The 12,770-nt window shown below is 69.9% G+C and carries 11 protein-coding genes and 2 tRNA genes; 7 read left to right on the top strand and 6 right to left on the bottom strand.

All coding sequences use genetic code 11. The features are described from left to right. Window positions 1–10: 10 nt before the first annotated feature. Both IF22_RS0111745 and IF22_RS0111750 read right to left on the bottom strand, forming a co-directional pair. Window positions 11–1,225 carry an FUSC family protein gene (locus IF22_RS0111745; protein WP_081883803.1) on the bottom strand — a complete coding sequence of 405 codons (1,215 nt, stop codon included), beginning with the start codon at window positions 1,223–1,225 and terminating at the stop codon, window positions 11–13. 124 nt (window positions 1,226–1,349) lie between these two features. Continuing rightward, a complete protein-coding gene (locus IF22_RS0111750; RefSeq protein ID WP_036411317.1) occupies window positions 1,350–3,830 on the bottom strand; it encodes a M14 family metallopeptidase in 2,481 nt (826 codons plus the stop codon). 273 nt (window positions 3,831–4,103) lie between these two features. Here IF22_RS0111750 and IF22_RS0111755 point away from each other — a divergent pair, with 273 nt between their 5' ends. Both IF22_RS0111755 and IF22_RS0111760 read left to right on the top strand, forming a co-directional pair. Continuing rightward, entirely contained in the window at window positions 4,104–4,574 is a 471-nt protein-coding gene (locus IF22_RS0111755) for a TspO/MBR family protein (RefSeq protein ID WP_030331183.1), read from the top strand. Window positions 4,575–4,656: 82 nt separating this feature from the next. Continuing rightward, window positions 4,657–6,192 (top strand): sigma-70 family RNA polymerase sigma factor, encoded by a 1,536-nt coding sequence (locus tag IF22_RS0111760; RefSeq protein WP_051708416.1) that lies wholly within the window; start codon window positions 4,657–4,659, stop codon window positions 6,190–6,192. Between the two features lie 41 nt (window positions 6,193–6,233). Here IF22_RS0111760 and IF22_RS0111765 read toward each other — a convergent pair whose 3' ends face one another. Then, window positions 6,234–6,791 (bottom strand): hypothetical protein, encoded by a 558-nt coding sequence (locus tag IF22_RS0111765; RefSeq protein ID WP_030331187.1) that lies wholly within the window; start codon window positions 6,789–6,791, stop codon window positions 6,234–6,236. Window positions 6,792–6,982: 191 nt separating this feature from the next. On the opposite strand from IF22_RS0111765, the gene IF22_RS0111770 reads away from it, so the two are divergent. Further along, window positions 6,983–7,567 (top strand): transglutaminase-like domain-containing protein, encoded by a 585-nt coding sequence (locus tag IF22_RS0111770; RefSeq protein WP_030331189.1) that lies wholly within the window; start codon window positions 6,983–6,985, stop codon window positions 7,565–7,567. A 105-nt stretch (window positions 7,568–7,672) separates the two neighbouring features. Here IF22_RS0111770 and IF22_RS0111775 read toward each other — a convergent pair. Next, window positions 7,673–7,748 (bottom strand) — tRNA-Lys (locus tag IF22_RS0111775). A 215-nt stretch (window positions 7,749–7,963) separates the two neighbouring features. Here IF22_RS0111775 and IF22_RS0111780 point away from each other — a divergent pair. Further along, entirely contained in the window at window positions 7,964–8,398 is a 435-nt protein-coding gene (locus IF22_RS0111780; protein ID WP_245233610.1) for a DUF6010 family protein, read from the top strand. Between the two features lie 16 nt (window positions 8,399–8,414). Continuing rightward, a complete protein-coding gene (locus tag IF22_RS0111785) occupies window positions 8,415–9,350 on the top strand; it encodes a GlxA family transcriptional regulator (protein ID WP_030331193.1) in 936 nt (311 codons plus the stop codon). Between the two features lie 101 nt (window positions 9,351–9,451). On the opposite strand, the gene IF22_RS0111790 is transcribed toward IF22_RS0111785, so the two are convergent. Next, a complete protein-coding gene (locus IF22_RS0111790; RefSeq protein ID WP_030331194.1) occupies window positions 9,452–10,183 on the bottom strand; it encodes an SDR family oxidoreductase in 732 nt (243 codons plus the stop codon). Between the two features lie 108 nt (window positions 10,184–10,291). Between IF22_RS0111790 and IF22_RS0111795 the strand changes: the two genes are divergently transcribed. Continuing rightward, window positions 10,292–11,140 carry a LysR family transcriptional regulator gene (locus tag IF22_RS0111795; protein WP_030331196.1) on the top strand — a complete coding sequence of 283 codons (849 nt, stop codon included), beginning with the start codon at window positions 10,292–10,294 and terminating at the stop codon, window positions 11,138–11,140. An 81-nt stretch (window positions 11,141–11,221) separates the two neighbouring features. Here the strand turns inward: IF22_RS0111795 and IF22_RS0111800 are convergent. Then, window positions 11,222–11,297 (bottom strand) — tRNA-Lys (locus IF22_RS0111800). A gap of 188 nt (window positions 11,298–11,485) precedes the next feature. Between IF22_RS0111800 and IF22_RS0111805 the strand changes: the two genes are divergently transcribed. Further along, entirely contained in the window at window positions 11,486–12,748 is a 1,263-nt protein-coding gene (locus IF22_RS0111805; protein ID WP_030331198.1) for a L,D-transpeptidase, read from the top strand. Window positions 12,749–12,770 lie beyond the last annotated feature (22 nt).

A 12,770-nucleotide genomic window follows, 5' to 3' on the forward strand; every position in this document is an offset into this window, starting at 1 on the left:
GACAGTGCGATCAGTCGTGCTGGCCCCGGCCTATCGCCTGCCGCACCAGTGCCGCGCCCTTCTCCGGGTCCAGGCCGCTGGCGATGAGCAGGTCATGGGCGATGGTCCGGAACTCGCCCACGGCGATCATCCCGGAGTAGCCCAGACGGTGACGGTGCAGGCGGGTGGGGTCGCGGGCGGACAGGCCCTGTGCCCGTCCGATTAGTTCGACAGCCTCCAGGATCCGCTCGCGCGGCTCCCGTGGCTCCTCCCGCGCGACGATCGCCGCGCGCAGGTCCAGCGCGCTGTCGGCCAGCAGGTCGATGGCGGCCGAGAGCTCCTCCGGCAGCGGCTCGTGGTCCTTGAGTGCCGTCGTGAGCTGCCTCGCCAGAGATCGGCAACTGTGCACGCTGCGTTCCAGATGTCGGATCGCCTCCGCGTGGAGGGCGAACGAGTCGCGTTCATGCCAGCGCAGCGGCGCGAGTCGCACCACCTCCCCGGCGGCCTGCAGCCCGTCCCGTAACGCGATGATCTGCGGGCCGATGTTCCGCAGCTCGCGCAGGGCCTGCTCCGCCTGCCCGAGATCCCGCAGGCGCAGCGCCGCCGCCACATGGTGCATGGCGACCACCGCGGGGCCGACCACGGGCTCGGCCAGTCGGTGCAGTGTCCGCCGCGGATGGATGGGCACCAGCAGCAGACTGACCGCCAACCCGATCAGCCCTCCGACCGTGGCGTCCACGAACCGGGGGATGGACAGGTCACGGACCGGTGGTTCGAGGGTGGCGATGAGCACCGCCGTACCGCCGGCCTGGGTGAGCAGCGACCCGCCACCCTTGAGCAGGATGGCCACGATGATCGCCAGCAGGACGACCCCACCGGTCTGCCACGGGCCGATGCCGAACAGCGGCATGAGCGTGTCACCCACGGCGAGCCCGAGCACCACCCCGACCAGCAACTCGATGGTGCGCCGCAGGCGGGAGCCCATCGCGGCGGCCGCGATGCCGACCGCAGTGGTGGGCGCGAAGACCGGGGACGGATTGCCGAGGAACTGGTACACGACGAACCAGGCGAGCCCCGCCGCGATGGCGGCCTGCACGGCGAGCAGACCGTAGAGCCGGAACCGCCAGGAACGTACGCGCCACGCCTCCCGCGCCCGCTCCCGCAGGCTGCCGAACATCCGGTCGACGCGAGAACGCCCGTGTGGTGCCGAATCCAGGTCGGCGGCCGAATCCTCGCTCGCGGGCATGCGCGCCGCTTACCCACCAAATGAGGACCTATCCGCGCTGCCGACGCCCGCGCGGGCCCTGTTGACCGTTGCCCCGCCGGTGCGGGTGACACCGACCGGCGGGGCTTCGATCACGGTACGCGGACTACCTCTTGGCGATCTTGATCGTCGCCGTCCGGTAGTTGTTGCGCCTGTCGTTCTTCGTCGGGTCGTAGTTCTTCTCGATGTTGCCGGCGCTGTCCACCGAGAACCAGCGGAACGTCGTCGTCTCGGTCACGTGGAACACCTGCCCCGGCTCCCGGAACTCGGTGGCCGCGTAGCGCGGCGACTGGAGCGTGGGCCGGCTGCCGTCGGTCGTGTAGTAGATGGTGGCCGGCTCGCTCGTCTCGAAGCGTACGTCCACCGGCCCGCGGTAGGTCCCTGCGCCGGGAACGAGCTGCGATGTCGGGTTCTTCCTGTCCCGTCCCCAGTCCGCCGCCACCCGGAACATCTCCATGATCCCGTTGGCGTACTCCATCGTCTCGGCGTGGCCGCTGACCAGCTCGGGGTTGCCCGCCCACTCCGGCTGGAACGAACCGCCCTGCCAGTCGCCGGTGGCCGGGTTGTAGACGGAGCCGCCGACCTCCCAGCCGAAGGCGTAGATCCCGTAGGTGTAGTACAGGTCCTCGCGCACGTTGCCCGCGGAGGAGTAGAGGACGTCGGACGAGCCGCCGACGTTCTCCGGCGTGACGACCGTCTCCCGGTGCGCCTTGACCTGCGACAGGATCCGGGAGGCCGACTGCCAGTAGAACGCCTCGTCGCCCAGCGGCGGGCGCGGCGTGGTGATCCGCCCGTCCGCGATGTACGCACCGGGCTGCCAGAACAGCTGCCCGCCGTTGGAGTGCACGGACATCATGAACTTGATGTTCGAGTACTTCTCGACCAGCCAGATGATGTTCTTCGACTCCGGCTCGGACAGCTCCTCCGGCCCCTGGTAGGTGCCGCTGACGCAGTTGGTCGACCCTCCCGCGTAGCCGTCGTGGCCCGACCCGACCCGGTAGTTCCGGTTCAGGTCGACGCCCCAGGAGTTCCGCTGCCCCGGGTCGGCGGTCGCGTTCGGGCAGTGGTTCGTCATGTTCTTCCGCTGGGAGGCGAAGTTGTAGAAGCTGTAGTTCGCCCCGTCGGGGTTGTTGGAGAGGATGAAGAAGACGTCGGTGTTCTCGACGATCTTCTTCGTCTCCCGGTCGGACCGGTAGTTGTGCACCAGGCGCTCGGCCGACTCCAGGCTGGTCGTCGCCGGCACCCACTCGCGGGCGTGGTCCTGCGCCTGGATGAGAACGCCGGGCTTGCTGCCGTCACGGTGCTTGCCGATCCGCAGGACGGGGATGGTGACCGGGCCCCGCGGCACCTCACCGTCCGGTGCGCCGACGCGCTTCTGGTCGAGGAAGTCGGTCAACGCGACCGGGCCGGCCGTCGCCGCGACGATGCCGGTGCCCGCGTTGGTGCGGTACGGGTGCGCCCGGTCGATGAGGCCCTGGGACCGGGTCATCAGCGCGTCCGCGACCTGGGTGGCCGTACTCGCCGGAGCGCCGGAGGCGTCGGTGCCGAGCAGGACGCGGACCGCCTTGCCCGCGACCTCCACGGTGAGCGGGAGGTCCGCCCCCGGCCGGTCCACGAACTCGACAGTGACGTCGTTGCCACCCTCGTGGCCCCACGCCGCCGAGCTGACCACGACTGCCGACTGACCCGTACCGCCGATCGTGGCCTGCGCCTTGCGCTGGTAGCCGTTGGTCTGGTTCGGGAGGTAGACGATTTCGGCGATGTCCGGGTACTGGCGGGCGATCTCCTTCGCGCGGCTGTAGAGCTGCTGCGGGTGCCGGTAGCCGTCCACGAAGTCGGACTTGTAGGACGGGTTCGCCGTCAGCGGCGGCGGAGCGTCCTCAAGCCAGTCGGAGACCGTGCCGGTGGCGACGCCGCCGGTTGAGCTCGTGACCCGGATCTGGTTCGGGCGCGCGTCGAGCTTGAACAGGTTGCGGTGGAACATGTACTGCCCCGAGTCGACGAAGCGGCTCATCGTCCGGGCGAAGCCGAACGGCGTGGCCCTGCCCGAGTCGTTCTCGAGCTGCATCTCGACGACCGGTTCGGCCTGCTGCCCCTCCGTGGTGCGCGCCTCGACGTAGAGGAAGCCCTGGCCCTTGGTGGTGAACCAGTCGGCACGGGCGATCCGTACCGTCGCCTCGTGGCTGGCCGGTTGCGCCACCCGCGCGGCAGCGCCCGCGATGCCGCCATCGGCCTCGTCACTCCAGCCGAACCCGACGCCATCGCGGAGGACCTCGACGCCCATCGCCGTCAGTTCGATGATCTGCTCGGCGGTGACCACCGCCTCGCCCTCGATGCCGGTCGGCACGCGCCGGAGGCCGTGTTCGAGGTCGAAGCCGGCAGCGACGACCTTGTCCAGCATGTCGGCGCCGGCCAGCTTGACGTGTACGCGGCGTACCTGGTCCACGGTCTCAAGCTGGGATGGCGCGGAGCCGGCCGTGGCGGTCGGACCCGCGGGATCCGCACCCGCTGGCCCGGTCGACACGAGGACGCCCGCCATCAGGGCGGGCAGCACCACAAACGCGATGCGCCGTTGTCTGCGTCGCATTATCCCCTCCTTCGTGTTCACACTGATCCACATAGGACGGACGGATGACGCTCGCGCATCCTGGGTCTGAGCACGGGTGATGGTTGGCGTGGCGAGAAGGTCCGGGGCCCTGCGCGAGTCCGGTGAGCGTATGCGGATCTTCATCGGCATCGGCCGGGATCAACGTAATTTGAGCATTACTTGAGGCATCGCGGGTGCCTGCGGTCGCCCGCCTTCGCCCAGCCCCGGCGACCACCCGTGGTTGATCCGCCGCCGGCCGGGTAGCTGAACACCATGCGACTACCGACCCTCGTCAAGACCGCGGCGGCGGTCACCGTCACGGCCGCCGCCGGGACAGCGGTGAACGACACCTCCAACGGCTGGTACCGGCGGCTGCGCAAGCCGAGCTGGCAGCCACCGCCGGTGGCGTTCCCGTTGGCGTGGACGCCGCTGTACGCGTTGATCGCGGTGGCCGGCGCCCGCGTACTGGACCGCACCGACGGTGCCGATCGCGCCGCCTTCACCCGCGCCTACGCGCTCAACCTGGCTCTCAACTTCGGCTGGAGCGCGTTGTTCTTCAAGGCCCGCAGGCCCACCGTCGCGCTGGCCGAGATCGCCGCCCTCAACGCCTCGAACTTCGCGCTCGTCCGCCGCGCCTCCCGCGTCGACCCGGTCGCGGGTGCCGCGCTGGCCCCGTACGCCGCGTGGACGCTCTTCGCCACCGCGCTCAACGGCGCCATCGTCCGCCTCAACAGCACCAGGTGACAGCTCAGTTTGTGTGACCTGAGCGGGCCGCAACCCATCTCCACGGTGTACGACGATGTCCCGTGAAGGCGAGGTTGTGAGCGTGACCTATCACGCGTACCCGAACAGAACCGACCTGTCGGCGGTGGTGGACGCGGCCCGCCGCGGTGACCACGCCGCGACTGACGAGTTGGTCTCGCACTACCTGCCACTGGTGTACAACATCGTGGGACGGGCACTGAATCGATCCGCGGACGTCGACGACGTCGTGCAGAACACGATGTTGAGCGTCGTACGAGGGCTGGCGGGCGTACGCGATCCGCGGCTCTTCCGGTCCTGGCTGGTCGCCGTCACCATGAACGAGGTCCGCGCCTACCGGCAGCACCGGCACACCACACCGACGCCGCCGGAGGACATCGACAACATGGTCGCCCCGGGTTCGGACTTCGAGGATCTGACCCTGACCCAGCTGCGCCTGTCCGATCAGCGCCGGGAGGTCGTCCTGGCCACGCGCTGGCTGGACGACGACCACCGCCACCTGCTCTCCCTGTGGTGGCTGGTCGAGGCCGGTCACCTGTCCCGCGCCGACCTGGTCGACGCGCTGCAGATCGACCCGCACCACGTGACCGTCCGCGTGGCCCGGATGAAGGCGCAGTTGGACACCGCTCGGCTGGTGGTGCGGGCCCTCATCGCCCGGCCCGGCTGCGCCGGCCTCCTCGACACGGCCGCCGACTGGGACGGTCAACCGGCGCCGGTGTGGCGCAAGCGGCTCGCACGCCACATCCGCGACTGCACGTACTGCCCGAACACCACCTCGGACCTGGTTCCCGCCGAGCGGCTGCTCGCCGGCCTCGCGCTCACGCCGGTCCCGGCCCGCCTCGCGTCGGACGTCTCCCACCAGGTCCAGCTCGTCGCCTCCTCGCAGGGCGCCACATCGGCAGGCGCGTACGCGAAGGCCGGGATGGTGCCCAAGGCCCGCCTCACGGCACTGTCGCTCCCCAAGACCCTGGTCGGCGCCGTCGCGGCCGTCGCCCTGGTAGCAGGGGGCGGGCTCGTCCTCACCACCTACGCCGACGGGCCGACGAAACAGCCGGCGAGCGCCGCAGCCGCCGAGCCCTCGGCGCAGGTCACCGACGCCGCCCCCGAGCCGAGCGAACCTGCTGTCGAGTCGCCCTCCCCCACAGCGCCCGTACCCTCCCCGAGCGCCGCACGCCCGAGCCCCACCCCCAGCAGATCGGCGACGCCGACGCGTACCTCGTCACCGACGCCGAGCAGGCCGGCCAGGAAGTCGACCGCCGCCCTGCCGGCCGGTGTGTCCGCCGCCGAACAACGCCTCCTGGTGCTGCTCAACGAGCGACGCCGCGCGCTCGGGCTGCCCGAGGTCAAGATGCGCACCAACGAGCAGGACGCCGCGGAGACCTGCGTGAAGCAGAACCTGGACGCGGGCACCTTCACGCACTGCGGGCACGAGGTCCTGTTCGCGTCGTCGGGCAACTCCTCGCCCGAGCAGATGATCGAGGCCTGGTTCAACAGTCCCGGCCACAAGACGGCACTGACCTACGCCAGCTCCCGCTTCGCCGGCCCCGCCATCGTCTCCAACGGCACCCGCCAGATCGCCGCCATCAACATCGACTACTGAGGCTCTCCGGCCCGGCGACGGTCGTCGCCGGGCCGGCCCGCCTACGCCCCACCCCCGACAGGTGGCATCGGCCGCACTGACGCCTCGGCGGCCAGCCGCGCCGCCAACCGTTCATCGAGGTACGCGGCCACCCGCGCATCCTCGGCCGGGGCCAGCGTCGTCCGGCACAGGTACCGCGGCTGCTGGTCCGCGCAGTCCAGGCGGTACGCCTCCCGCATCCGAACGGCGTGCCTGATCGCCGTCCACGGCAACCGCAACGCCGCATGAGCGGTGTGCCACTCGATGGCCTCCGCGGTGAACACGTACCGCACCGGCGCGCTCAACTCGGCGTGACGTCGCAGGTACGCCGAGCCGTTGATCAGCCCCGCGATGCACCAGACCGCCCCGAACGGGACGCCGAACAGCCCCGCCAGGAGCCACCCGCCGTCGGCCGTGAACGTACCGAGGCTCGTGATCGACAACAGCAGACCCGAGATGACGAACAACCAGCTCATCCGCCGCAGATCCCGTCGCAGCAACCGCGTGAACCGGACGTCGGGAGTGACGAGCAGGTCGAACCCGCCCCGGAATCCTCCCTCGTTGAGCCTCACGTCGCTCACGCGTACCCCTCACCGTCGTCGATGCCAGCCGCGAAGAACCTAGACCCTGCCGGCGCGTTGCCGCAGCTGTGGCCGGGAATGAGGGTGACAGGCCGAGCATGGCCGCGGTGAGATGGGACCGTTACCGTACGCGACGGGTCATGGCGCGATGGAGCAGCCTCGATCCGACAAGCGGCGGGGAAAGGACAGCTGTGCAACTGGTCGCGGGCGAACCGATGGAGTACCTGGGCGGTGACACGGTCGTCGAGGTGGACCACCCGGCAGTGCGAGCGTTAGCTGGCGAACTCCGCGCGGCGCACCCGGACGACGTCGACTTCACGCGGGCCGCCTTCGAATGGGTTCGTGACCGGATCCGGCACTCGGTGGACGCCCAGGATCCGCGGATCACCGTCACCGCCGGCGAGGTTCTCAGCGCCGGCGTGGGCCTCTGCTATGCCAAGTCGCACCTGCTGGTGGCCGTGGCCCGGGCCGCCGGCGTTCCGGCCGGGTTGTGCTACCAACAGCTGACCGACGGGGGAAAGCCCTTCCTGCACGGCCTCGTTGCCGTATACCTTGCGGGCGGCTGGCATCGCCAGGACCCGCGCGGCAACCGCACCGGCATCGACGCCCAGTTCCGGCTCGGGCGTGAGCAACTGGCCTACCCGATCACCGACGGATCGACTGGCCTCGGTCTTCCTGAAGTGCACGTGCGCCCCTCGCCCAATGTGATCGCAGCCCTGCGCGGTGCTCGAGACGCTCTTGAACTGTGCCGCGCCGGGTTGCCCGCTACGCCCTGAGCTGGGACAGCGGATGCCGGGCACCCGCCGAGCCGCCATCCGCCGCGGCCGTACACGAAAAAGGCCCCGGCCCGGTGTGAACCACCAGGTCGGGGCCTTGATCGTTGGTGCGCCGCCAGGGACTCGAACCCCGAACCCGCGGATTAAGAGTCCGCTGCTCTGCCAGTTGAGCTAGCGGCGCTCGATCGGCAACGGGACGAGACGCTAGCACGCCAGGGTGCCGCTGGGAAAACAGGGACACCCGCCTCAGTGTCCGCGCGGGCTACCCGGTCAGGACCGCCGGGATCAGTGGCGAGAATCCGGCGGACCATGGCATTTTCGCCTCTCGTCGCCGACTGCGAGCTTTCCTAGGCTCCCTCTCGACACTCCTCAACTGGAACGGAAACGGGGCGGACCGTGCTGCGCTACGTCATGCCCGTGGTGATCGGGCTGGTCTACGTCGGGCTCAACTCCCTCGTCCCGGAGCCGCACCGGCGACGCCTGAACGCGCTCGTCGTCACCGGCGCCGGGGCCGCCTACATCAGCGGTGGCGGGTTCGGGCTGTGGGAGTTGCTCTTCTGCGCGCTGCTGCTGGTGGTGGGCTACGCCGGGCTCACCTCGTACACCTTCATCGGCGTCGGGTGGCTCCTGCACACGGTCTGGGACGTGCTGCACCACCGGCGCGGCACCCCGATCATCCCGTCACTGCATGACTCGTCCTTGGGCTGCGCGCTCTGCGATCCGGTCATCGCGCTCTGGTGCTTCGCCGGTGGCCTGTCGGTGAGAGACCTGTACGGCCGGGTCGCGCGGCGGGCGACCGATGCGCGGCCGTCGGTGACCGCACGGTCCTGACTGGTTGAATTCCGCCATGCACACAGTGGCCGTGCTCGCCCTCGACAGTGTCGTCCCGTTCGATCTGGCCACCCCGATGGAGGTCTTCCAGCGCACCCGCCTGCCGGACGGCCGCGCCGGCTACCGCGTTCTCGTCTGCGCCGCCACACCGACGGTCACCGCTGGGGCGTTCAGCATGGCGGTGCCGTGGGGCCTGGACGTGCTCGTCGACGCCGACACAGTCGTCGTGCCGGGCGTCTCCGACCCCGCCGCCGCGACGCCCGCAACGGTCCTCGACTCGCTGCGCGCCGCCGCCGCGAACGGTGCCCGGATCGCCTCGATCTGCGGTGGCGCGTTCACCCTCGCCGCCACCGGCCTGCTCGACGGGCAGCGCGCGACCACGCACTGGCTCGCCACCGACCGGCTCGCCGCCGAACATCCGCGGATCCAGGTCGACCCCAACGTGCTCTACGTGGACAACGGCCAGTTCCTGACCTCCGCGGGCGCCGCCGCCGGGCTCGACCTGTGCCTGCACCTGGTCCGCCGCGACCACGGCGCCGCTGTCGCGGCCGCCACGGCGAGGTTGTCCGTCATGCCGCTGGAACGCGCGGGCGGGCAGGCGCAGTTCATCACGTACGAACCGCCCGCCGCCGACGGGGCGACCCTGGAGCCGCTGCTGACCTGGATGCGCGACAACGCCCGGCGCGAGCTGACCCTCGCCGACATCGCCCGCCACGCCGGCTTGAGCACCCGGACGCTGAACCGGCACTTCCGCGACCAGACCGGCACCAGCCCGCTACGGTGGCTGCACCGGGTCCGCGTTCACCAGGCGCAGCATCTCCTGGAAACCACCGTCCATCCCGTCGACCGGGTGGCGACGCAGGTGGGTTTCGGCTCCACCACCGCCTTCCGGGACTGCTTCAAGCGCATCACCGGCACCAGCCCGCAGGCGTATCGGCGGAGCTTCCGGTGACCGCGACGCCCGGGCACCCGATGGGCAGGGATGACGCAGCCGCTGTGCAGCAGCCGGCCCGACGCCGAGCAGCGTCGGGCCAGCGCGAGAGCCGCGAACCGTCACCAGGGCACCACACCTGCGTCCTCGAAGAATCCACCGGTGGGGCCTCCGTCGGGCAGTGTGGCCAGGCGGATGGCGGTCGCCGCGCCCTCCCGGGGAGTACGCACGCCACGGAAGCCGTTGAGGTCGGTGGCGACGTAGCCCGGGCAGGCGCAGTTGATGAGGATGTTCGTGTCCGCCAGTTCCCGGACGTACTGAAGGGTCACCGCGTTCAGGAACGACTTCGAGGGCGCGTAGGCGACAGCGACCGGCCCTGTGGAGGTCTCACCACCGGGACCTGACTGTCGGGCCAGAGAACCGACGCTGCTGGACATGTTCACGATGCGCGGCGAGGCCGACCGGCCGAGTAACGGCAGCATGGCGTTCGTCACCCGGATGACGCCGATGACGTTGGTCTCCACCACCGTGCGGATGACGGCCGGATCGACGCTGCTCGGCTGCTGCGGCCCGCCGCCGGTGATTCCGGCGTTGTTGACCAGGGCATCGAGGCGTCCGGCGCGTTCGGCGATCAGGTCGGCTGCGGCGGCGACACTGCGGTCGTCGGTGACATCCAACGGGACACCGAAGGCGTCGACGCCGGCGTCCCGCAGCCGCGCCACCGCCGCGTCCCGCCGGGTTTGCTCACGCGCCCCGACACCCACGCTCCAACCCAGCGCACACAGGCCTGCCGCGATCTCGTACCCGATGCCCTTGTTGGCCCCGGTGACCAGGGCGATCTTCTTGTCACTCATGTCTTCGACTCTGAATCGCGGCTGGCGAGCCGTCCAAGACCACCTGAGTCACGGGCGATACCCTCACGGTATCGCCGCACCTACGTACCTCCCAGCTAGGCTCTACGGGTGGAGACACGAGAGCTGCGGTACTTCGTCGCCGTGGCCGAGGAGTTGCATTTCGGCCGAGCAGCGCAACGCCTGGGCATAGCCCAGCCTCCATTGTCGCGGGCGATCAGTCAGCTCGAACGTCGTCTGGGTGCCACCTTGTTGAGGCGTGACAGCCGGTCGGTGACCCTGACCGAAGCCGGTGCGGTCCTGCTGCACGAAGGACGAGCAGCGCTGGACGCTGTGGAAGCTGCCGAACATCGCACCCGCCGCGCAGCTCTCGCCGTCACCGGTCACCCTGGCGTCGTCCTGGCGACCAAGGCTGGAGCGTCCAGCGAGTTGCTCGCGAAGCTGCTGAACGCCTACGCCACCGAACCTGGATCGGTCGACGTCGACGTGATGCTGTGTGGCCCCGGCGAACAGGAACGACTGTTGCGAACCGGCCGTGCCGATGTCGCGATCCTTCACCACCCGTTCGACAACCTCAGCGGGTTCGACACCGAGGAACTGTTCACCGAGGGCCAGGTCGCCATCCTCCCGGCCGGCCACCCCCTCACCACTCGCGGGAGTTTGCAGCTGAGCGAGGTGACCGAGCTGCCCGACCTGCCTCTACCGCGCTGGCCCGGGGATGATGGCACCTATCCCGACGGCCCGGGTCCTGAGGCACGGAGCCACTCACAACTTTTGCAGCTCACCTCCCTTGGCCGGACCTTGCTGGTCGTGCCTGACTCCGCCCGATCCCAGCTGAACGACGATGTCGTCGCAGTGCCGATCGTGGACGCGCCGGACGTCACCACGGTCATCGCCTGGCCCCCGCACAGCCGTTCCCGAGCCGTCGCTGATCTTGTACGAGCCGCACTCCGCCTCTAGCGGCTGACATCGCCTCGTCGCACCGACGTACGCGAAAAGGCCCTGACCGGCAGAGATCTGCCAGGTCAGGGCCTTGCTCGTTGGTGCGCCGCCAGGGACTCGAACCCCGAACCCGCGGATTAAGAGTCCGCTGCTCTGCCAGTTGAGCTAGCGGCGCTCGATCGGCAACGGAGAGAAGATTAGCACCCGGTCGAGCCGGGCTCCAATCCGGTTACCCGGCTCCCCCCTTCGGTCGAGCTTACCGGGCATATGGCTACAAAAGCCCCCGTGTACGAAAGTCCGGGGCGTGGGTGGCGGCGCTGATACGGCACGATGTCCGCCAGGTACGCGAGAACAGAGGTGGGGATGGCACGGTTCACGCGAGCCGGGGCGGTGGTGGGCGCCCTGGCCCTGGCGGCGTCGCTGGCACTGGCCGGGTGCGGCGGCGACGAGAAGAAGCCGGAATTCGTTGGCGGGGCGTCGTCGGACGCGAGTGCCGCCCCTGGTTCAGCCGCGCCGTCGGCGCCGAGCGCACCGAGCGGCCCGCCGCTCACCCTGAGCCCGGCCGACGGCACGAAGAACCGGCCGGTGAGCACGGAGATCAGCGCGAAGCTCCCGGGTGGCGGGAAGGTGTCAGCGGTGACCCTGACGGCGGACGGTGGTGGCTCGGTCGAGGGCAAGCTGCGTACCGATGGTTCGTCCTGGGTGCCGTCCGCGCCGTTGAAGTGGGGCACCCGCTACACGGCCACGGTGACGGCGAGCGCGTCGGACGGCACGAGCAGCCAGGGCACCAGCAGCTTCACCACGATGGCCAAGCCGAAGTCGACGATCGGCTCGGGCCTGTACCTCTTCGACGACAAGAGCTACGGGGTGGCCATGCCCGTGGTCACCGAGTTCCACCCGGGCATCCCGAAGAAGGACCGCGCGGCGGTGCAGAAGCGGATGTTCGTCAAGACCGACCCGCCGCAGCCGGGTGCCTGGCACTGGGTCAGCAACGGCACGCAGGCCTACTACCGGGCCCCCGAGTACTGGAAGCCCGGCACCACCATCACCGTGCGGATCGCCCTGGCCGGCATGCCGCTGAGCAACGGCCGGTACGGCGACATCGACCGCAAGGCCACCGCCAAGATCGGCCGGTCGTTCGAGATGAAGGTCGACAACGCCAACAAGAAGATGACGGTGTACGAGAACGGCGCGCCGGTGCGCACCATCCCGGTGAGCCTGGGCAAGAAGAGCACGCCGTCGTCGAGCGGCACGATGGTGGTGATGGAGAAGAAGGAAGCCACAGTCTTCGACACCCGGGACGACCCGGACCCGGCCAACCGTTACGTGACCGACATTCAGTTCGCCCAGCGGCTGACCTGGGGTGGCGAGTACATCCACGCCGCGCCCTGGTCGGAGCACGTGCAGGGGCGGCGGAACGTCTCGCACGGCTGCGTGAACGTGTCGATGGCAAACGCCCGGTGGTTGTTCGACAAGACCCGGATCGGTGATCCGATCACGATCAAGGGGACCGAGCGCAGGATCGCCGCTGGCAACGGTTGGACGGCGTGGAGCCTGAGCTGGTCGGAGTTCGTCAAGGGCAGCGCGTTGCCGGTGCCCAGTGGTGGAGCCGGTCCGGCGATCTGAGGCGTCGGCGCGTTACGCCGGC

Origin of the sequence: Micromonospora parva, assembly GCF_000718515.1 — a bacterium.
GTDB lineage: Bacteria > Actinomycetota > Actinomycetes > Mycobacteriales > Micromonosporaceae > Micromonospora > Micromonospora parva.